Here is a 20787-nt window from a genome sequence, read left to right on the forward strand (position 1 = left end):
GACCCGACGCAGGCGGGTCGCCCGATCACAGGGCCGTCCGGAGTTGCCGGTGCTTCGGTGGGCTCCGCCGTGGCCGTCGACGCCGGTACTGCTTCCGGCTCGCTAGGGCTGTCGAGGGCCGGGGGAAATCGTCGGCGTCTCCGGGTTCTGTGTCCAAGCGGGTGAGGAGGGGCTCGATTTGCCCGTGTCGCCGTACAGCGCGACCCAGAACGGGCCTTTGTCCGTGTCGACTTCCAGTCCGAGCCGGTCGGCGCTCGTGATCGGCTCGCGGATCAGCATCTCGATACGGCATTGCTCCTCCGGCTGCAGAGTCTTCCCTTCGCAGTCGTTCTCGGAGATGTCGATCCCCGGGTCCTCCTCGGTGGCCCGGGGTCGGGCAGGATGCGAGGCGGGCTTGGAGTCCCCGTTCCATGTGACGATACGTGCTTTTTCCATGGCGAGCGCCTCGTCCGTGTCATTGCGCACTTCGACGTCGAACCGGGCGGTCTCGCCCACGTCCACCTGGGGAAAGTCGATGCTCTCCTGCTCGCCCTCGGCGACGGCCCCCGGAAAGAGGGTCGCGGTCCCCGCGTCCCTCGGCGACGACGTGCCCCCCTCGGGCGAGGGTTCGTCGTCTCCGCAGCCCACCGCGGCGGCCAGGAGGGCGACGACCAGCATTCCCTTCAGACCGAAGACGGCCACCGACCGCGCTCGCGCACCAGCTACCGAATGACCAAACATCCTCGCCTCTTCCGGTCGCATGACGGAGACATCAGGGGTTGAGCCGGTGTACCCGATACCGTGGCCCGAACGCGCAAGCGTCCGGGTTTGCACCCGATCGGCCGCTCAGCCTTGTTATCCCGGATTTCGCCGTACGGCCGGGCCGATACTCCGGTCCTGTCGATCCGTCAGCCGCGCACCGGATGCGGCGCTTTCACGCTGTGGGGCCGAGGAATCCCTCATGTCCGTCGAGGTCGGATTCACGGTGTCGTGGCCGCGGCCGAGCGGGTCCGACGGAGCGGAGCATCGCCCGTCCGAAGGGCCGGCGCTCACCGCGCCGCTCCCACGTCGGCAGGCGGCGGCCCGCCGACGTGGTCTTTGTTCTCGGGTCGGCTTCCTCCCGAGGGCGCGAGGTTGTCGGAGCGGTGGGACCGCCGGTCGCCCCGGGGGGTCACGGGTTGCCGGGCCCGAAGTCGGGCGGTGCGGTGAACGTGACGGCGCTGATGTGCCGGGCCACCTCTCGGGGCAGCGCATCGAGACCGAGTGGTGCCTCTTGTCGAGGATCGCCGCCACGGAGGCGGAAGGTCTCCTGGAACAGGGAACGCGGCCCGGTGAGCGCGAAGGAGATGCCGACGGCTTCGTCGACGTCGAAGCCGCGCGACGCGAACCATGCGGCGACCGTCCGGACCACGTCCGGTGAGGGGAGGAAGCGGTGGACACGGTCGGCGATGAGGTGGTCCAGGGCGGGTCCTTCCCCGGTGGGACGCAGGACGACGAGCGCCGACAGGATCGGGTCGCGGCCCCCGGGCACAGTGGTCATGGTGGGGACGTCCTCCTTTGCGTACGGGGCGGGGGAGTGCCCGGGGGCCGCCACCGGTGATCGCTCGGACGGCTTCTACGACCGGCCGGCGGCGACGACGGCCGCGTGGGCGTCGACGAGACCGGTGCCGGTGGCCAGGTCGGGGCCCGGGGCCGCCGGGTGTCCCATGTCGGGCTGGTCGAAGCAGTGGCCCGCTGCCACGTCGCGGGCGGTGCCGCGCAGGATGTCGCGGACCTGTGCCGGGGTCAGCCGCGGGTTGACCTGTTTGATCAGGGCGCACGCGCCGGCGATCTGGGGAGCGGCGGCGGAGGTGCCGCTGATCGCCGCCCAGCCGTCGTCGGCCGAGGTCTCGTCGCCGTCGGGGTGGCGGCTCCCGGCGAGATCGCGGTCGATGTCGTCGTGGGGCTGCACCGGCAGCATGATGTAGGCCGCCCGGGGGCGCATGCCCACCAGCCCGCACAGGTCGGGGGAGTTGCGACCGGGGAAGATCCGGCTGGCGAAGCCGCTGGAGTAGTCCGACGCGCGCATGGTCCCGTCGGGCGAGAGGAAGACGCCGCCCGCGGAGATGACGTCGGGGTGCTGACCCGGGAAGCCGAACTGGCCGTTGCCCGCGGAGAACACCACGGTGATGCCGCGTGCGACGGCGACCGCGACCGCGGCGGCCAGGGCCTGGTCCGCCGCGCTGAACTCGCTCGGGCGCCGCTTGCTCGATCCCCAACTGTTGCTGATGACGTGCGGGTTCAGGGCGACCGCTTTGTTGAACGCGGCGATGGTGTTGAAGAAGCTCATCTTGACCATCGTGAAGTCGACGTCCGGGGCGATCGCGAAGATGTTCGCGGATTCGGCGGTGCCGTGGCCGCTCTCGTCGTCGGCCGGCGCGGTGGCGCCCGGACCCAGCACCACGGGCCCCACCTTGTAGCCGCGTGCGGAGAAGAACGGGTGCACGAAGTGACCCGAGTCGGTCATGACGACTTTGACGCCCGTGCCGGTGACGCCCATGCGGTGGGCCCTGTCGGCGTTGCAGCCCAAGGACACGTCGCCCGGAACGTCCAGATGCCAGTAGGCGGTGGGCGGGGCCAGTGCGGTGGCGAAGAAGAAGCGGGGCTCTTCGAGGGCCACTCCTTCGAGGACGTCGGCGAAATCGGTGTCCGCCGTGTCGATGAAGCCCGGCATGTCGGTCTGGGGGCATTCCACGAAGGTGGCGAGGTCTTCTTGCTGGTTCTCCTTGAGCACCGGCCGTTCCTGGGGTTCGAGCGAGCAGTGGAAGGCGCGCTCGTAGAGGTCGGGAGGTCCGGATATGTTGAGCGTCGCCTGGGGCGCGAGGTCGTGTGAGCCGCGGTCGTGCGGGGCGTCCTGGAAGACGGTGAAGCCGGCGTCGCGCAGTCGCTGTGCGGCTTGGTCGACGATACGGGTCTCGGACTGCACCGCCTGGGCCGTCCGCGCGGTGACGGCACCGGTCTCGAACAGTGACGTGCCGCCGATCGAGCGGGGCGAGACCTGGGCGTAGACGATGCTGGGCAGGCCGTTGGCGAGTTTCGGCATCTTGGGCTTGCTGAGGACCCTGGGGTTCCCGTCCGGGTAGGACATGGTCATGTTCGCCACCTCGTTTCACCGGGGGTTCTCGTGCGGGAACGGGGATCGGGACGGGTGCGGGCCGATCGGCTCCGCTCCCCACCGCACATGTCGCGAGCGGCGAGTTCCTCGCGAGGGACGCCGATATCGCCGTGGACGGGCAATTCGACCGTTTGGGTCATGCGAGTGGCGGATGGCGCTTCCTTCCCCGACCATGTCCCGCGAGCGGGCACACCGGCCATCCGGACCGGCGGACGCGCGTCCGGGGGCAAGGAGGGCGAGTGTCGGGAGGCCGCGCCGCCGGGACCGGAGTCGGAGTCGCCCGGCACCAGCCGCCGTGCCGTCTGCGCGACCGGCCGCGGTCCCCCTGTGAGCGCGATCAGGACCGTGGTCCTCGTCGACGCGGACGGAGGTCCGCCGTTCCTCGGGAGTCACGGCCCGATGGCCGCCCGGACGTCGCGCAAGACCCGCCGGGCGGACCGGTGGTCGTCCTGGCGAGCGGCACCGCTCGCGAGGAGAACCCGCCGGAAGACCTCGACCGAGGAACCGGCGTGGCCTCACTCGGCGCCACGGCTCCGCGAACTTCTCGCCGGCGTCGTCCGGGCCATTGCCGTCCGTCCTTTTCCGCGACAGGACGCTGCCGTCCCGGCCGGACGGGCGGCACGGGCATGCGGTCCGGCCGTGACGCGGGTGACGACGTACCACGGCCGACCACGCACGGAATCGTTGGCCGGGGCCGCCGTGGGCTGGCGGCACCTCGGCCGCTCGGGAGGCCCGGGTATGACGTTTCGCCGAGGACGGTTCCCGAGTCTCCATGGCCCGTTCCGTTCCCTTGTGTCACCGGCCCGAGACGCAGGCGTCCTGAGTTGCGAGCGGTCGTCACTCAATGTCCACTTGCCGTATGAGGGTTCGCAGGACGAGAACCGGATTCGGTGTGTCCGCCCATCCCAAGCCTGTTCCCGACGATTCCACGGAACCGATGAGTCGAGATCGCGACGTGGCGGCGAACAACAGAACGGGATCCTGGCGTCAGCGGCAGTCGGCGCACATCGCAGAGCTTCAGGCGCAGCTCGACAGGCTCAAAGCCGAAAACCTGGACAAACACGAAAAGGCCCTGGCGAGAAAAGCGGACCGGATGCTGGAAGCCGCGCGAAGTGCGGTGGAGTATCGGAAGTTCCGGCCCTTGCGCGAGGGCGACTTCTTGCACTGGTGGTCCGGAAGTGCCGTGGATCGCGTGCAGGCCAACATCCACGAAGCGGAGCTGCTGATCCACCAGTTGAGTCCGGCCGACAGGCTCCGCTGGCTGGGCTCCGTCATCCTTGCGCGAGGCATCCAGCACCTGGGCGGCCAGGACCCGCGGTTGCGGATCCTCGAAGAGCAGCTGCGCCGGAACCGCAACGTCCTTGGCGAAGAATGCAAGGAGTTGGCTCTCGGCGTTCTCCATGCCGCGAACCAGGTCGAGGAGTCCGAGATAGCCCGACTCCGTAGTTTCCGCAACGTACTCCTGGCCACGTTCATCGCCACGAGCGTCATCACGTTGCTTTTCATCCTGTCGGGGTTCTGGCACCCCGACGCGTTGGCGGACAAGCTGTGCTTCGAGAAACCCGACCCCACGTACGGTAGTCCTCTCCGTACCGAGCATGTTTGTCCGGTGGGGATGCCCAGGGGTGGCGATGACGTGGCCAAGGGCGGGGATGTCCTGCTGGTGGCCTCCCTCGGCATGACTGCCGCCACGCTGACGGGCGCGATCTCGGTGCGGCACGTCCAGGGAAGCGCCTCCCCCTACATGATTCCCGTCGGATTGCTGCTTCTGAGGCTTCCCATCGGGGCTCTGTCCGCGCTGCTCGGTCTGGTTCTCGTCCATGGCGAGTTCATCCCGGGTCTTTCGTCCCTGGACTCCAGTGCCCAAATCGCCGCCTGGGCGGTCGCGTTCGGTATCGGGCAGGAGGGTCTGACGCGGTTGATCGACAAGCAGGGCGACAAGATCCTGGAAAACGTCCACGGGGCATCGCGAGGATTCGGCGAGCCGCCTGCCGAGCCCAAGCCGCTGGAATTCGACATACCCGCACCCGGAAGCCTCCCGGAGCCCTCGCCGGCGGCGGCCGGGTCCGCCGAGCCGCGTCCGCGGCCCGATCGCCGATCGCGCCGGCTGATCCGCCGGCTGGTACGCCGGGGGAGGAGTGCTTCGCGCTGATGGCTTCCGCTGCCCGACGTCGGGCCGACCGGTCTTCCCGGCGTTCCGGGAGCGGCACGGAGAGCGGACGGCCGAGGGCGAGGCGTCGGGCACGGGCAACCGTCCGGCAGCGGCACGCTTCCCCCGCACCCGATGACAAGGACGTGGTCCCGTCCCACCCGTGGCCGTGACACCCACCCGCCGGCCCGGCGGCCGGCGGATGGACCGGCCACGGGTGGGGAGCAAGAAGAGGGCGCACCGTCGGACCACGGGAGGGGCGGGAGCGGACGGGGACAGTGCTGGTGGTGGCGCTGGTGATGGCGTCGGCCGTCGGGCTCGTCGGTGCCGTCGTCGCGGGCCTGGTCCGCGCCGGGCGGCGCGAGGCGGCGGCGGAGAGAACGCGGCCGGCCGACGAGGCACGGCGGCAGGCCCGCCGGTCACTGGACGCGGTCCGGGCGATGGACGACCGCGAGTTCGAGGAGTACGTCGCGCGGTTGTGCCGCCGGGACGGTTGCACCGAGGTGCGACGCGTCGGCGGCGCCGGTGATCTGGGAGCCGACGTCATCGGCCGCCTGCCCGACGGCAGGAAGCTCGTCGTCCAGTGCGAGCGGTACGCCGAACACCGCTCGGTGGGCAGCCGCGACCTCCAGACCTTCAACGGCACCGCCCGCGCCGAGCACGGCGCCGACGTCCCCGTCTTCGTCGCCTCTTGTGTCCTCACCGCACCGGCCCGCACGTTCGCGGCCCGGCAGAACCTGGTCCTGATCGACGTCGACCTGCTCGGCTTCTGGAACAGCGGCACACCGCTGACCTCGTTCCCGGACCTGGACATCGGCCGATCCGGCACCGACCGCAGGCTCTCCCCGGGCCACGACTGAGCCGAGCGCCGAACGCCGATCGCCCCGAACGACCGTGCCGGCGGCGTGCCTCGTGCGGGGGGGCACGCGCGAGGGACGCGGCGTGTCCGCCGCAGGGGGGACGAGGCCGTGGGGTCGTCTGCATCCTTCGATGTACGGCAGGATCGCCTTCGCTCACGAGGATTCCGCCCGGTGCCTCCGTGACGATGAAGGCATGACGGACACAGGCACGAAACCCCTGCGGGCCCCGGCGTCCCCACCCACCGGACGACGACTGGTCCTGCTCGACGTCCTCCGCGGGGTGGCCATCCTCGGCACGCTCATGACCAACGTGTGGATCTTCACCGGCCCGGGCGCGGAGTGGGGAGTCCTGCAGTCCGGTACGGCCGAGGTCTCCTTCGGGTCGTTCCCGGAGGCCGCCCGGAGCGTGTTCGTCCTGCTTGCGAACGGCAAGTTCCTGGCGCTGCTGACGATCCTGTTCGGGGTCGGGTTGGCCATCCAGTACGACTCGGCGGCACGCCGCGGGCAGCCATGGCCGGGGCGCTACCGGTGGCGGGCGCTCTTCCTGTTCGCGGAGGGCACGCTGCACTTCGTGCTGGTCTTCGCATGGGACGTGCTGATGGGGTACGCGGTCACCGCGCTGCTCGTGGCCTGGCTGCTGACCCGTTCGCGGCGGGCGCGGCGGCGGGTGATGTGGTGGGCGGCGGGGGCGCATCTGACGGTGATCGGCCTGCTGACGGCGGCGCTGGTCCTGGACGACACGGAGGGCGGCGGCACGGTCTCCCGGGAGGTCGTCGACCTGTACGCGCACGGCGGCTACCTGGATCAGATCGCCTTCCGCCTGGAGAACGCGGTCGCGCTGCGCATGGAACCGGTGCTGACCTTCTTCCTGTTGGTGTTCCTCTTCCTGCTGGGCGTACGGCTGTTCCGAGCGGGGGCCTTCGGGGCGGACGAGGCGGGGCGCCGTCTGCGGTCCCGCATGGCGGCCTGGGGGCTGGGGCTCGGACTGCCCCTCAACGTGGCGACGGCGCTGGGCGGTCCGGACCTGTTCCTGCTGGACCGGTACGGTGCCGCCCCGTTGCTGGCCGTCGGGTACATCGGACTGATCGGCACGCTGGTGGACCGGGTGCGGCGGCCGGGCCCGCTGATGACGGGACTCGTGTCCGTCGGCCGGACGGCACTGTCCGGATACGTCCTCCAGAACGTGCTGTGCGTGCTCGCCTCGTACGGCATCGGACTGGGCCTGGCGGAACGGCTCGGCGACACGGGGCGGCCGTGGTGGGTGATGGGGCTGTGGGCCGCGGTGTGCGCGGTGCTGATGGCGGGCTCCACCCTGTGGCTGCGGCGGTTCTCGGCGGGGCCGCTGGAGGCGTTCCAGAAGTGGGCCCTGCGCCGCTGAGGCGTCACGCCGGCGCGACGCGCGGGACGAACGCGGCGACCGGCCTGGTGCCGCGGCGGTGTCCGTACCGCCGGGGATGTCGTCGAGGACGCCGAGGCGCTGCCGCTCGTCCGACGGTCAGGCGCCCCGGGGGCCGGAGGCTCGGGAGAGGTCGCGGTGTCGGACGTGGAAGAGGCGGCAGGAGAGGGGATCGCTCTCCTCGGGCGCGTCGAGCACGTCGATCCGGTGGACGACGAGCCCGTGGTCGCCGAGCAGGCTCTCCCACACGTCGGGGGCGAGGACCCACATCCGCACGGTGAGCCGGCCGCCGCCGGCCAGGGGCAGGATCTCCGGTCGGGGGGCGACGGTGGTCGAGGGGCCACGGCCGTCGGAGGTGGTGTGCAGGACGGAGAAGACCAGGCGCCCGCCGGGGCGCAGCGCGGCGGCGAGGGCGGGCAGGAGCCGGTGGGGGTCGATGTAGGCGAGGCCGTGGACGGAGTAGATCACCTCGTACGGTGCGGCCCGTTCGAGGTGGTCGACGGCGTCGGCGAGTACGAGGGTCAGGCCGGGCAGCCGGCCGTACCGGGCCGTGGCGCGCCGGTGCTGGGTGGGAGAGGCGTCGACGGCGTCGACCAGGGCGCCGTGTTCGCGGACGAGGTGGGCGGCGTGCCTGCCCAGCCCGGAGCCGAGGTCGAGGACACGGCGACCGGCGAGGTCGCCGAGTACCTCGGCGCCGGGGCCGGTCGGCCGGAATCCCCAGGTGAAGCGGTCGACCTCGGGGACGGCGGTGGCGCGTTCGAGGTGGTGGGAGCCGTACGCCGTCCAGGCGCGGGAGTTCGTCGTCTCTGCGTCCACGGTGCTCCTGTGCGTCGTCGAGGAAAGAGGGCCGGGCGGGGGCGTCGGCGGTGCCGGGAGAGGGCGTGGAGCTCGCCCGGAGGGCGTCCGTCGGTGGCGACGAGGTCCTCGCAGCGGCCTCCCCCCGGATCCTCCCCGGCCCGTGCGGTGGGTGACGATGACGGTGATCCTGCCCGGTGCCGTCGTCCTCGATGCGCGGACGACGGTGTGCGCGCCGGGCGGCCGTCTCACCGGCCGGCGGGACGGTGGCGCGCGGCGGGAAAAGGGCCTGCCGGAAGCCGTCCAATCACCCCTGGTTCGACCGTCTCCGGCGGCGGGAATGCGATTGAGGACTTTGGACGTAGGTCTGCCGCGAGGTGTGTTCGACGACGTGTGCGGAAGGCCGAACGCGGTTCGAAAGAGGATCGGCACAGAAGACCGGCACAGAAGACCGACGAGGCCCCCGCGCATGCCGGCGGACGAGATCGCCGGTACGACGCTCGGGAGCCTCGTCCCGTTACTCCCCGCCCACCGACCGCCACCGTCTGCGCGCGGATTGAGCGAGGTCTGCCGGGCGTGTGTTTCGAACACCACCGTTTTTGATTACGTGTCCATGGCTATTTTCGAGGATGTGGCGGAACGGGCCGGGCCGCGTCGACCGCGCGGGGTGCCGGTCCGTCCTGCGCCGCCGCGGCCCGCCCGCCGCCACGGCGCTCCCGCGCGGCCCCGACGAGGACCGGGCGGAGATCGGGGCCGAGGCGTACGTCCGGTGGCGGGGCTCGGGACGCGCGGAGGGCAGGGCGGCGTCACCCCCGTCGCGCGAACGCGGCCCGGAGCGCGGCGGCCTGGTCCTCGCGGGCGCGCCGGGTGACGGCCGCTTCCGGGGCGGCCAGTTCGAAACCGTGGAACGCCTTGGCGTAGCAGTGGAGTTCGACCGGCACGCCGTCCCGCATCATGCGGCAGGCGTAGTCGATCCCCTCGTCGCGCAGCGCGTCCACCTCCGCCACCAGCAGGTAGGCCGGAGCCACTCCGCGGAAGTCGGCGCACCGGGCGGGGGCGGCGTGCGCGGGCGGTTCCTGCGCGTGTTCACCGAGGTAGTGGCGCCACATGTGCGGGCTGTCCTCGACGTCCCATCCCGAGGCGCGGCGGAAGCGGCGGAACGAGTCCGACTCCAGTCGGTCGTCCAGGGCCGGGTAGAGCAGCATCTGCAGGACGAGGGGCGGGCCGCCCCGGTCCCGGGACATCAGGGCGACCGCCGCGGCGAGGTTGCCTCCCGCGCTGCTGCCGCCGACGGCCAGCCGGTCGGCGTCCCACCCGTTCTCCCCGGCGGTGCGGGCCACCTCGCGGAGGGCCGCGTAGCAGTCCTCCGCCGGGGCCGGGAAGGGGTGTTCGGGAGGGCGCCGGTAATCGACGGAGACCACGGCGCACCGGGCGTCCTTGGAAAACCGGAGACAGCGGTCGTGTTCGGTGTCCAGGTCGCCGGCGGCGAAAGCTCCGCCATGGAAGTAGAGAAGCACCGGAAAAGGGCGGGAGCGCTGTGGGGAAATCGGTTCGTAGATGCGCACGGATATCTCGCGCCCATCGTCGTCCGCGCGGAACGAGCTGTCTTTGAATTCGACATCGGAAAGTTCCGGAACGGGTCCCCGAAGTGCCCGGGAGAGGGCGACCGCGCGCCGGAAATTGCGCCGTGCCTTCAGCGGGTCGGCGAACGAGACGAACGGCTGTCTCCGTTCGGAGTCGACCAGTTCGCTGTCAAGCAGGGCTGACACGCCTTCTTCTGAGTCCATGTCGGAGACTGTACCGCTGCCGCTCGGACAGGGGACGAGTCACCACAGTGCACCTTTTGCGAGCTATGGCGTGAATGCGGTGCTTCTGCGTCTATGAACTCCTGTGTTGGTTTCTGAACTGTCGCGGAGGTGAAATGCCGCGGGCGGTCCGTAATCTGCTGGTCAAAATGACGAGAGCGGGTTGACTGCGTGTTCGGGCCGTCGGTAGTTTCGCGACGAAGCGTTGGCGGGGGCATTTTCGACAAGCTATTAAGGCTACTCTCTGTAACTTCCGTGCGGTTCCTTCGGGCCCGCACGGTTGCACGTGCGCCTATCGGTGTGATGCGGCGGATTCGCCGGCATCCTGTTGCTCAGGGGGGACGTTCCCATGGAACCGTCCGTGCAACTTCTTGTGGACACGTTGTTAGTCCTGGGGTTCGGAATACAGCATTCCGGACTCGCCACTCTGCGCGTCAAACGCGTGGTCAAGGCGAAGACCGGCATGGAGGCGCTGGCATGGCGCTCCGTGGAGTCCCTCGCCAACGTGGTGTACATCCTCGTCGCCGCCTCGCTGTGGCAGCACACGGACGACGTCGTCTGGCAGCTGTCGGGTGTGCCGATGGTCGTCATGTTCGTCCTCGCCGTCGCCTCGTGGCTGTGGTACTGGCAGCTGCACCTCTTCGAGTACGACTGCGGACTCGCGTTCGGCTCGACCACGCTCGTCGCCCAGGTCGCCGGAGCCCAGGGCCCGAAGCTCATCAGCTGGAAGGTCGGCAGCCGCCGCTGGATCCGCTTCCCCGTCCACACGGCCTTCTTCGGGATGTTCTTCTGCCTCCCGACCATGACCACCGACCTGCTGGTCCTGGCCGTCGTCCTCAACATCTACAACGTCGTCGGCAGCATCCTGTACGACAAGCGCCTCATCGCACTGGCCGGTGACGCGTACCGCCCGTACCTCGACCGCACCGGGCTCATCTTCCCGCCCGTCTACCGCAACCCCAAGGGCGCGGCGGACCTGGAGATGCCCTCCCCGCAGCACTGGCGCAAGCCCTCCATGCACCTGCCCGGCCTGGTGGTCGGCATCGGCCTCGGCGTCCTGTACCACTTCCTGATCGGTCCGAACGCCGTCACTCCGCTGGACATGCTGAAGGCCGGCGGCGCGGGCCTGGCCGGCGCCGTCCTCACCGGCCTCCTCCTCGGCAGGGTGCTCAGGCCGCACGCTCCCGACTGGGGCCAGCAGCAGACCGACCTGTCGACGACGGTCGCCCTCAACGCGGCCACCGGCGTGGTGACCTGGGCCACCATCGGCTGGATCCAGACCGGCCAGGCGCCGTCCTTCGCCGCCTTCCTGCCGCTGTGGTTCACCGTCCAGTACCTGGGCCACGTCTTCGCCTTCCTCGCCGACCGCAGGAAGTGGTCCGTCTCGCTGGTCCCCGTCGAGCCCGCGCCGAACGCCGGAGAACCCGTCGAGCCGGCCGGCCGACCGGTGCCCGCGGCGACGGCGACCGTGGGACAGGCGGGTGCCCGCTGATGGGACCGACGGCGGCACCGCGGAACGCCCCCGGCACGGGTCTGGGCATCCCGCTGCGACAGACCATCGGCCAGCTCCCCTTCTGGCACCGCGAGGAGCCCCTCCTCGCGGTGACCCGGCTGGACCCGGAGTACGCCGAGCTGCGCAGGCACTTCCCCGAGACCTGGCAGTACCTGGTCCGCGCCAAGACCCTCTTCGACGGCATCACCGCGCTGGACGTCCCCGCGATCACCGGGGACGACCCGGACCACTTCGAGCGGACCTCCTTCCTGCTGACCGCGGCGTCCGACGTGCTGCTGCGCTTCGCCGAGGCGGAAGAGGCCGCATCGGCCCGCGCCGTCGTGCAGCACGCGCGGGCCGCGGCCGAGCGGCTGTCCATCTACGCCCACACCCGGGAGTGGAAGACGGCCACCCTGTTCGAGCCCCGGCCGGAGGAGCCCTGGCTCTACTGCGGACCGATCAGCACCTGGGCCATGCGGGACGCCGGGTCCCCCGTCGCCCTCCTGGTCGCCGTCCCCCGCGCCGACCTGCAGACCGAGGTGGACGAGATCACCGCCCGGATCGGCGAGCTGAGGACGGAGGCGGCCCGCGTCCTGGGGGGGGAGGTGAAATCCGTCCAGAAGGTCAATCCCACCATGCAGGTCACCGACCTGCTGCTGGCAGGCGGCGAATCGGTCTCCGGACACAAGAACTTCGCCCACTTCTTCCCGCTGGAGGCGGCCGGGGCCACCGTGCTGGGGCCCGAGTTCACCGTGGTGTTCGCCAACGTCCACCGGGAGAGGCTGGGCCGCTGCTCGCTGGAGCTCCTCAAGAGCGTCGGCGGCACCGTGGACGAGACCCGCCTCGACGCGGCACTGCGGATGTCGCTGCGCTGGTTCCGCTGCCACGACCTCGGCCACTTCTGGCGCCGCGCGTCGGTGCCGGCGGAGGGCGAACCCGCCGAAGGGATCAACCACTTCGAGCGGATGGCGCTGGAGGAGGCGTACGCCGACACGCTCGGCCTGCTGACGGCGGAGGCGGTCGGCGCCGACGGCGACCTCGACACGGCGTTCACCGCCGAGCTGATCCGCTACCTGTCCCGCCGGTACCACCACTTCGCCGACACCTCGGCGGCACTGCTCACCCTCGGCTGGATCCGACAGTACGCGGCGGAGACGGACTTCCCCGCCCGGGGCGGCTTCCTCCGGCAAGCCCGCCCCGCCCTGGAGGACCTGGCGCGTACGCTGCACGGCGTGCTGTGGGACGCGGACGCCTCGGAACTCGGGCGGCTGCGTGCGGCGCTAGCCAGGGGCACGGAGTACCTCGACAGCATCTCGGGACACTTCCGCTCCCTGCCCACCGATCTCTCCTACACCTTCGGTTAAGGACCAATGAAAGCTCGAACTGTCGTCATCTCCGGAGCCTCCTCCGGCATCGGTCTGGCCACCGCGCGCCGATTCGCCGAAGCGGGCGACCACGTGGTCAACCTCGACCTCGCGGAGCCCGCTCCCCAGGACGCCGTGGGCCAGTGGATCCACACCGACGTCACCGACTGGGCCGGCGTACGGCGGACCGTCGACACGGTCGTCCGGGAGCGGGGCTCCGTCGACGTGGTCATCGCCAACGCGGGCATCAGCCTGCGGCGCACGTTCGTGGAGATGACGGAGAAGGACATCAGGCAACTGATGGACATCAACGTCATGGGCGTCATGGCGTTGTGGCAGGCCGCCGCGCGCCACATGATCGAGGCGCGCGGCGGTGTGCTGCTGGCGACGGCGTCCACCAACGGCTCGGCGGGATACCCCTACTACGCGGACTACAACGCCTCCAAGGCCGCGGTGCTGGCGCTCTGTCGGAGCCTGGCCCTGGAACTGGCGCCGCACGTGCGCACCGCCTGCGTCAGTCCGGGCTACGTGATGACCCCCATGCAGCGAGCGGAGTACACGGACGAGATGTTCGCCGAGGTCAACGCGAAGATCCCGGCCAACCGGCACGCGGATCCCGCGGAGATCGCCGAGGCGTTCTTCTTCCTCGCCTCGGACTCCGCCCGCTTCGTCACCGGCCAGCAGCTGATCGTCGACGGGGGAGAACTGGCCGGCGGCACAGCATCGGCGCACGGAACCGTCTTCGCCTGATCCGGCAGAACCCAGAAGGAAGCACGATGACCTCAACCCCCGCTCCGGTACAGGAGTTCCCGCTCATCACCGACGTCATCGGGGACGTCGCGCGGCACTGCCGGACGATCGACCTCGGCGACGGCCTGACGGCGTACGTCGTGGAGGACCCCCGGCGCAGCCTCAGCATCTCGACCCACTACCGCGTCTACGACGCCCTCGTCCCGGTGACCACCCGGTCGTTCGGGGCCGACATGACGCCCTACTGGGCCCAGCGGAGCAAGGAGGGCTACCTGGAGCGGCTGGCCGAATTCGTCCTCGTCGGCGACGAGCGGGGCGCCTTCGTCGGATGGACCGGGCACCACGTGCTCCCCTTCGACGAGCACGTCGTCATCTACCTGGACTCCACCGGCATGGTCCCGCTGCGCCAGTCCAAGGGCGTCATGCGCAGGCTGATGCGGGAGAGGATCACCGACACCGCGGTGCCGCGCTGCGCCTCCGGCAAGCCCGTCTACCTGACGGCGCGGACGGAGAGCCCGATCTTCTACCGGCTCATGCGGGGACTCGTCGACGGCGGCACGGTCTTCCCGCACCCCGACGTCCCGCTCCCCGAGGACGTCGAGAGGTGCGCGATCGACCTCGCCACCTGGCTGGGACAGCGGGACATCCTGGAACCGGGCACCGTGACGCTGCGCAACGCCTACGACACCCTGGACGAGCTCTACGGCGAGCTGCCGACCACGGGGAACCCCGACCTGGACGCGATGTTCCGGGGCACCCTGGGGCCGCTGGACGCCTTCCTCGTGGTCGCCAGGGTCCGCTGACCGCCGTGACGGGAGAGAGATGCGCGCTGTTCTGATCCAGGCGGCGGTGGATCACCGGCAGCCCTTCGAACGGCGGGTGGCCGCGGTGTGCGACCGGGTGGTCGCGCACCGCGGCGCGGACCTCGTCGTGCTGCCGGAGCTGTGGGCCACCGGCTACTTCGCCTTCGACGACTACGAGCGGACCGCCGAACCCCTGGACGGCCCGACGGCACGCGCGCTGGGCGAGGCGGCCGAGGCCGCCTCCGTCCACCTCCACGCGGGCAGTGTGGTCGAACGCGGCCCGGACGGCCGGCTCCACAACACCAGCCTGCTGTTCGGCCCGGACGGCCGACTGCTCCACACCTACCGCAAGTTCCACCTCTTCGGGCACCGGTCGCGCGAGACGGCGCTGCTGGCCCCGGGGGACACGCTGCGGGCCCACGACACCGCGCTGGGCCGCGTCGGCATGACGACCTGCTACGACCTGCGGTTCCCGGAACTCTTCCGGGTCCTGGCCGAGGACGGCGCGGAACTCCTGGTCGTCACCGCCGCGTGGCCGGCCGCCCGCATCGACCACTGGAGGCTGCTGGTGCGGGCCCGCGCCCTGGAGAACCAGGTCCACGTGCTCGCCTGCAACGCCGCCGGCCACCAGGGCGACGTCGAACTGGGGGGCGCCAGCATGGCCGTCGACCCGTGGGGCCGCGTCGTGGCGGAAGCCGGACGCGGTGAGGAGGCGCTCGCCGCCGACCTCGATCCGGCCTCCGTCGAACGGGCGCGCTCGGACTTCCCGGCGTTCTCCGACCGCCGTCTCACCGCCGCCCCGGAGAAGGAAGCCCGCCTGCTCGCCTCCCGGCCGCGGGCGCCCCACCGGGTCGCCCCATCGCGAACGACCGGCTGCACTCACTGAGGGAATTCCCGTGACACTGATCGTGCCCGAGGGCATCGACCCCGAACTCGCCCGCGCCGCCGCGCTCCAGCCCGACCTCGACTACGGCGAGCCCCAGGCCGCACGGGCCGCGCTCGCACGCGCGTACAGGATATCCAAGGCCATGCGCGGCGGGACCGACGCACAGGACGGCCTGCTCGTCGACGACCGCACCGTCCCGGCCCGTTCGGGCGCGCCCGACATCCCCGTCCGGATCTACGTCAGGCCCGGGGACGCCGAGCCCCGCCCGGCCCTGCTGTTCTTCCACGGCGGCGGTTTCGTGACGGGCAACCTCGACACGGAGGACGCCCGGTGCCGGGAGATCGCCCGGCGCACCGGCCTGGTGGTCGTCTCGGTCGACTACCGGTTGGCCCCCGAGCACCCGTTCCCCTGCGCCTTCGAGGACTGCTACGACGCCCTGCTGTGGACCGTGGCGAACGCCTCCGAACTGGGCGTCGACACCGAGCGGATCGCCGTCGGCGGCACCAGCGCCGGCGGCGCGCTCACCGCGGCGGTCTCGATGGCGGCCCGCGATCTGGACGGACCGCCCATCGTCCACCAGATGATGCTGTATCCGGTCGTCGACCACACCATGACCACCGGGTCGATGAAGGAGTTCAGCGCGACGCCCGGCTGGCACCAGCGCAACAACGTGCACATGTGGCGCCACTACCTGGGCACCGAGACGCCCGATGCGGTGTCGCCCTACGCCGCTCCCGGCGTCGCCGAGGACCTCTCGGGACTGCCCCCCGCCTACCTCATGACGGCGGAGTTCGACCCGCTGCGCGACGAGGGCCTGGACTACGCCCGGCGGATGCTGGCGGCGGGGGTCTCCGTCGAGATCCACCACTTCCCCGGCACCTTCCACGGCTTCGACGCCGCGGCGCCGCGGGCCACCGTCGCCCGACGGGCCCTGGACGAGCAGTGCGCGGTGCTGGCGCACGTCACCGGGATGCGGGTGTCATGACCTTACCCGCCGAGCTTTCGACGCCCGCCTGCCGGGAAGACGTGTGGCGCCGGGCCGAGGACTTCTTCGCCCTGCCCGAACTGCGGCACATCGGCGCCGACCGACTGCGCGAGGTGCGCGCGGAGATCGAGGACACCGGCACCTACACCCACACGCCGGAGGAACTGCTGATCGGCGCCAAGGTGGCGTGGCGCAACCACGCGCGGTGCGTCGGCCGGATGCACTGGCGCAGTCTGCGGCTCCTGGACTTCCGGCACTGCCGCACGGCCGAGGAAGTGGCCGAAGGCTGCTGGGAGCACCTGCGGTACTCGACCAACGGCGGACGGCTGCGGTCGGTGATCTCCGTCTTCGCCCCGGCGGCGGACGACGGGATCCACATCCTCAATCCGCAGCTGATCCGGTACGCCGGATACCGCCGGGACGACGGGTCGATCCTCGGGGACCCGCTCCACGCGGACCTCACGGACGCCGTGCTGGCCATGGGCTGGAAGGGGCGCGGCACCGCGTTCGACATCCTCCCCGTCGTCATCCGCATGCCGGGCGAGGAGCCCCGGTGGTTCGAGGTGCCCGACGGCGTCGCCCTGGAAGTCCCGCTCTCCCACCCGTCGTTCGACTGGTTCGCCGACCTCGGGCTGAAGTGGCACGCGAACCCCGCCATCTCCAACATGACCCTGGAGATCGGGGGAGTGCGCTACACGGCGGCACCCTTCAGCGGGTGGTACGTCGGCTCGGAGATCGGCGCGCGCAACCTCAGCGACGAGTACCGCTACGACATGCTGCCCGTGGTCGCCCGCCACATGGGTCTGGACACCTCGCACGACCGTTCCCTGTGGAAGGACCGGGCCCTGGTGGAGCTGACCGCGGCGGTGTTGCACAGCTACCGGGCGGCCAACGTCCACATCGTCGACCACCACACCGCCGCGCGGCAGTTCGTGGACCACGTGGAGCGGGAGGAGGCCGCGGGGAGGAAGGTCCCGACCCAGTGGTCCTGGGTCAACCCCCCGATGTCCAGCAGCACCACACCGACCTACCACCGCGAGTACGACGCTCCCGACTTCGACCTGCGGCCCAACTTCGTCGCCAGGGACACGTGGCCGCCGTGTCCCGCGGCGGAACAGCGATCGCACACCTGACCTCCCCTCCCGCATCCCTGGAATCCCTATGAGCAGCTTCTCCGGCCGTGGCCCGGGACTCGGCCTGGTCGGCGCGACCAGCCTGGCGATCACCATCGTCATCGGCAGCGGAGCCCTGATCCTGCCCGGCATCGCCTACCGCGAGGCAGGCCACGCCGCCGTGTGGGCCTGGGTCTTCGCCGCCGTCCTGGTCCTGCCGCTCCTGGCGGTGCTCGGCAGGCTGGGCCAGGCGCTTCCGGGCGCCGCGGGGGTGGCCGGATACCTGCGGGCGGCCTTCGGCCCGCGGGCCGCGGCCGCGACGGAGACGCTGCTCATCGGCACCTTCTGCGTCGGCATTCCGGGCATCGCCCTGGCGGGCGGACACTACCTGGCGGCGACGGTCGGCCTGTCCCCCGACTTCGGCGCGGCCGGGGCGATCGCCATGGTGGCCGCCTCCGTGCTGCTGAACTGCACGGGGACGCGGCTGTCGGGGGCGGTCCAGTCGGTCCTGTGCGCCCTGCTGCTGGTCGCGCTGGTGACGATCGCCCTGTGCGGCGTGCTGATGGGGACCGCGCCCCGGCCGGAGCCGCTGTTCTCGTCCGACGCGCTGGTCACCGGCCTGGCCGGCGTCGGCACGGTGTTCTTCGCGTTCACCGGATGGGAGCTGGTGTCGTTCACCACCGGCGAGTACGCCAGGCCCAAGCGCGACTTCCCGTGGGTGCTGGCCATCAGCTACCTCGTCGTGACGGCGCTGTACGTCCTGCTGTCGCTGGCCGTGCAGTCGACGCTCGTTCCGGAGGAGCCCCACCTGGATCTGCGCCCCATGGAACTGGTGATGCACGCCCTCTTCGGCGGGGCCGCGTCGAAGAGCGTCGCCGCGATGAGCACGGTCCTGTTGCTCGCGAGTGTGCTGGGGAATTCCTGGGGCGCCTCCCGGCTGGTCATGTCGAGCGCCTCCGAAGGGTTGTTGCCGGCCGGTCTCCGCGAGGTGAACCGTTTCGGCGTGCCGCACCGGGCGGTGGTCGCCTGCGGTATCGCCTTCGGTGTGGTGATTGCCGCGAACAGCGTCGGACTGGTCTCCATCGCTTCGATTCTCGGGCTGGCCGGAAAGAATTTCCTGTTGCTGTACCTTCTCTGCTGTGCGGCTCACTTCAAGCTGTTTCGGGGGGTATGGGACCGCACGGTGGCCGTCGTCGGCGCGACTCTTCTCGCGATACCGCTGTTCTCTTTCGAATGGGCCTCTCTTGCCTGGTCGGCGGCCCTTCTGACGTCGGGTTTCGCACTCGGTTCACGCCAGAAGACTTCCGATGAGAGCCTTGTCCGGAGGTGATTGATCTGCTATGCGTAGCGGCCTTGTCGGTCACCATTCACGTTGCCGGCGGGAATTGACAGTCATTCACGTCGTATGATGGGATGTGCCGCATGGACAGGAAGAAGCTCCTGCTTGTCGGCAGCGGCGGTCAGCCTTTTCGTGAATACGCTCTCGCGGCAATCAGCGAGCGGGTCGACGTAATTCTCGTCGAAGGGCGCGAACCGAGCTGGCAGAAGCCTTATGTCAAGGGATTCCATCACATCGATCCCGAAGACGCGGAAAAGCTTCTCGCCGTTGCCCGAGCGGAGGCTCCGGACGGGGTCCTCACCTATGACGAGGCGCTGGTCGAGCCGACGGCCGAACTCGGCCGCGCGCTCGGCGTGCCGCACACGGACCCCGCCGCCGTCCGGCGCTGCAAGGACAAGAGCGCCCTGCGCGCCTGTCTCGCCGAGGCCGGCCTGGGACCGGTCCGCTTCGCCGTGGCGCACGACGTGGACACCGCCCGCAGGGCGGCGGCCGACATCGGCTACCCCGTGGTGCTCAAACCCCGCGCCCTCGGCGGCAGCATCGGCGTCGTGCGCGTCGACGGCGAACGGGAGCTGCTGGAGGCCTTCGCCACGGCGGCCGACGCGCGCGCCGGCGACGGCACGGTCTCCCGCCTGGAGGGCGTGCTGATCGAGGAGTACCTCGACGGCCCCGAGTACAGCGCCGACTGCGCGACCTGGCAGGGAGTCACCGTCCCCCTGGTGGTGGCGGAGAAGACCGTGGGCTTCGCGCCGTACTTCGAGGAGCTCGGACACGTCGTCCCCGCCGCTCCGCGCGAGGGCCTCGACGAGGCCCTCGCCATGGTCGTGGCCGCCCACGAGGCCGCGGGGCTCGACCACCTGGTCACGCACACGGAGTTCAGGCTCACCAGCCGCGGGCCGCGGATCATCGAGATCAACGTCCGCCTGGGCGGCGGCCTCATCCCCCACCTCGGCGCGCTCGCCCAGGGCGTGGACCTGGCCGGGGCCTCGGCCGACATCGCGGTGGGCCGGGAGCCGGACCTGTCCGGGGACGGCACCGGTGTGGCCGCCATCAGCATGATCTACCCCAAGGAGGACCTGCGGGTGGACCGGGTGCGGCTGGCCCGGGAGCACGACGCGTATCCGGGCCTCGACCGGTTCGTCGCCTTCCTCCCGGCCGGGACGGAGGTGCGGCTGCCGCCGCGGGGCTTCCTGTCCCGGGTGGCGTTCGCGGTGGTCGGCGGGGCGGACCGGGAAGAGTGCCTGGAGCGCCGCCGCGCGGTCGAGGCGGACGTCGTGATCGAAGGCGAGCCCCTGAGCGCTCTATGAGTACCGACCACGAAGTCGGCGCCGACCGGCCGCAGGAGAAGACCCGCTCGGTCCTGAGCGTCGTGCGCACCGCCCCGCGCCCGGTGTGGGTCCTGGTGACGGGCGTCTTCCTCAACCGGGCGGGCTCCTTCTTCGCCACCTTCCTGGTCCTCTTCCTCAGACAACTCGGGTTCACCCCCCGCGAGATGCCGCTCATCCTGCTGGCGGTCGGCGTCGCCACCCCGCTGGGCTCCCTCCTCGGCGGATGGGCCTCCGACCGGCTGTCCAGGAAGGTCTCGCTCGTCGGCTCGACGCTGCTGGCCTCCGGGGGCCTGGCGGTGGTCGGACTCTCCCCCGACCGGACGGTCGCGCTGGGAGGCGTGTTCTTCACGGCGCTGTTCGCCCAGGCGTACCTGCCGGCCGCGTCGGCCCTCCTGGTCGACCACACGGAGGAACGCGACCGCGTACCGATCTTCGCGTTCTTCCGGCTCGCGCTGAACCTCGGGTCCACCCTCGGCCCGCTGATCGCGGCCGCGGTGGCGAGCGGCGGCGTCCGGCCCCTGTTCGTCATCAGCAGTTGCTGCTACGCGCTGTTCGGCCTGTTGCTGTGGACCGGTCTGCCCGCCGCGCCG

The 20787-nt window shown here is 71.0% G+C and carries 20 protein-coding genes; 14 read left to right on the plus strand and 6 right to left on the minus strand.

From position 1 onward, the window contains the following. Positions 1–102: 102 nt before the first annotated feature. The 3 genes from ABD335_RS04785 to ABD335_RS04795 form a co-directional block, all read right to left on the minus strand. Positions 103–681, minus strand: a complete 579-nt coding sequence (locus ABD335_RS04785; RefSeq protein ID WP_344320809.1) for a hypothetical protein — start codon at positions 679–681, stop codon at positions 103–105. 469 nt (positions 682–1150) lie between these two features. Next, positions 1151–1519, minus strand: a complete 369-nt coding sequence (locus ABD335_RS04790) for a hypothetical protein (RefSeq protein ID WP_344320810.1) — start codon at positions 1517–1519, stop codon at positions 1151–1153. 75 nt (positions 1520–1594) lie between these two features. Next, positions 1595–3112, minus strand: coding sequence for a S8 family serine peptidase (locus ABD335_RS04795; RefSeq protein ID WP_344320811.1), 1518 nt, complete (start codon positions 3110–3112; stop codon positions 1595–1597). A 913-nt stretch (positions 3113–4025) separates the two neighbouring features. Here ABD335_RS04795 and ABD335_RS04800 point away from each other — a divergent pair. From ABD335_RS04800 to ABD335_RS04810, 3 genes are all read left to right on the plus strand, one after another. After that, positions 4026–5285 (plus strand): hypothetical protein, encoded by a 1260-nt coding sequence (locus ABD335_RS04800; protein WP_344320812.1) that lies wholly within the window; start codon positions 4026–4028, stop codon positions 5283–5285. A gap of 284 nt (positions 5286–5569) precedes the next feature. Then, complete coding sequence (locus ABD335_RS04805; protein ID WP_344320813.1) at positions 5570–6142, plus strand: restriction endonuclease; 573 nt, start codon at positions 5570–5572, stop codon at positions 6140–6142. A gap of 193 nt (positions 6143–6335) precedes the next feature. Further along, positions 6336–7520: a DUF418 domain-containing protein gene (locus ABD335_RS04810; protein WP_344320814.1), complete on the plus strand. Its 1185-nt coding sequence runs from the start codon at positions 6336–6338 to the stop codon at positions 7518–7520. A gap of 117 nt (positions 7521–7637) precedes the next feature. Here ABD335_RS04810 and ABD335_RS04815 read toward each other — a convergent pair whose 3' ends face one another. Further along, the gene (locus ABD335_RS04815) at positions 7638–8354 is read right to left on the minus strand and encodes a class I SAM-dependent methyltransferase (RefSeq protein WP_344320815.1); all 717 of its coding nucleotides are present in this window, start codon (positions 8352–8354) and stop codon (positions 7638–7640) included. A gap of 785 nt (positions 8355–9139) precedes the next feature. Next, positions 9140–9898 (minus strand): alpha/beta hydrolase, encoded by a 759-nt coding sequence (locus tag ABD335_RS04820; RefSeq protein WP_344320816.1) that lies wholly within the window; start codon positions 9896–9898, stop codon positions 9140–9142. On the opposite strand from ABD335_RS04820, the gene ABD335_RS04825 reads away from it, so the two are divergent. From ABD335_RS04825 to ABD335_RS04865, 9 genes are all read left to right on the plus strand, one after another. Beyond that, positions 9794–10099: a hypothetical protein gene (locus ABD335_RS04825; protein WP_344320875.1), complete on the plus strand. Its 306-nt coding sequence runs from the start codon at positions 9794–9796 to the stop codon at positions 10097–10099. The genes ABD335_RS04820 and ABD335_RS04825 overlap by 105 nt on opposite strands. Positions 10100–10499: 400 nt before the next feature. After that, positions 10500–11630 (plus strand): hypothetical protein, encoded by a 1131-nt coding sequence (locus ABD335_RS04830; protein WP_344320817.1) that lies wholly within the window; start codon positions 10500–10502, stop codon positions 11628–11630. Further along, positions 11630–12994, plus strand: a complete 1365-nt coding sequence (locus ABD335_RS04835) for a hypothetical protein (protein WP_344320818.1) — start codon at positions 11630–11632, stop codon at positions 12992–12994. The genes ABD335_RS04830 and ABD335_RS04835 overlap by 1 nt, the downstream gene beginning before the upstream one ends. 6 nt (positions 12995–13000) lie before the next feature. Beyond that, the gene (locus tag ABD335_RS04840) at positions 13001–13744 is read left to right on the plus strand and encodes an SDR family NAD(P)-dependent oxidoreductase (protein WP_344320819.1); all 744 of its coding nucleotides are present in this window, start codon (positions 13001–13003) and stop codon (positions 13742–13744) included. 26 nt (positions 13745–13770) lie between these two features. After that, the gene (locus tag ABD335_RS04845) at positions 13771–14547 is read left to right on the plus strand and encodes a hypothetical protein (protein ID WP_344320820.1); all 777 of its coding nucleotides are present in this window, start codon (positions 13771–13773) and stop codon (positions 14545–14547) included. A gap of 19 nt (positions 14548–14566) precedes the next feature. Further along, the gene (locus ABD335_RS04850) at positions 14567–15433 is read left to right on the plus strand and encodes a carbon-nitrogen family hydrolase (RefSeq protein WP_344320821.1); all 867 of its coding nucleotides are present in this window, start codon (positions 14567–14569) and stop codon (positions 15431–15433) included. Positions 15434–15443: 10 nt separating this feature from the next. Beyond that, positions 15444–16418, plus strand: a complete 975-nt coding sequence (locus ABD335_RS04855) for an alpha/beta hydrolase (protein ID WP_344320822.1) — start codon at positions 15444–15446, stop codon at positions 16416–16418. Next, positions 16415–17551 (plus strand): nitric oxide synthase oxygenase, encoded by a 1137-nt coding sequence (locus ABD335_RS04860; RefSeq protein WP_344320823.1) that lies wholly within the window; start codon positions 16415–16417, stop codon positions 17549–17551. The genes ABD335_RS04855 and ABD335_RS04860 overlap by 4 nt, the downstream gene beginning before the upstream one ends. 28 nt (positions 17552–17579) lie before the next feature. Next, the gene (locus tag ABD335_RS04865; protein ID WP_344320824.1) at positions 17580–18860 is read left to right on the plus strand and encodes an APC family permease; all 1281 of its coding nucleotides are present in this window, start codon (positions 17580–17582) and stop codon (positions 18858–18860) included. 62 nt (positions 18861–18922) lie between these two features. On the opposite strand, the gene ABD335_RS04870 is transcribed toward ABD335_RS04865, so the two are convergent. After that, positions 18923–19231 (minus strand): hypothetical protein, encoded by a 309-nt coding sequence (locus ABD335_RS04870; RefSeq protein WP_344320825.1) that lies wholly within the window; start codon positions 19229–19231, stop codon positions 18923–18925. On the opposite strand from ABD335_RS04870, the gene ABD335_RS04875 reads away from it, so the two are divergent. Next, complete coding sequence (locus ABD335_RS04875; RefSeq protein WP_344320826.1) at positions 19223–20176, plus strand: ATP-grasp domain-containing protein; 954 nt, start codon at positions 19223–19225, stop codon at positions 20174–20176. The genes ABD335_RS04870 and ABD335_RS04875 overlap by 9 nt on opposite strands. After that, on the plus strand, positions 20173–20787 hold a 615-nt coding region (locus tag ABD335_RS04880; protein WP_344320827.1), incomplete at its 3' end, for an MFS transporter. The genes ABD335_RS04875 and ABD335_RS04880, both read left to right, overlap by 4 nt.

The organism is Streptomyces macrosporus (assembly GCF_039533145.1).
In the GTDB taxonomy this organism is placed as follows: Bacteria; Actinomycetota; Actinomycetes; order Streptomycetales; family Streptomycetaceae; genus Streptomyces; species Streptomyces macrosporus.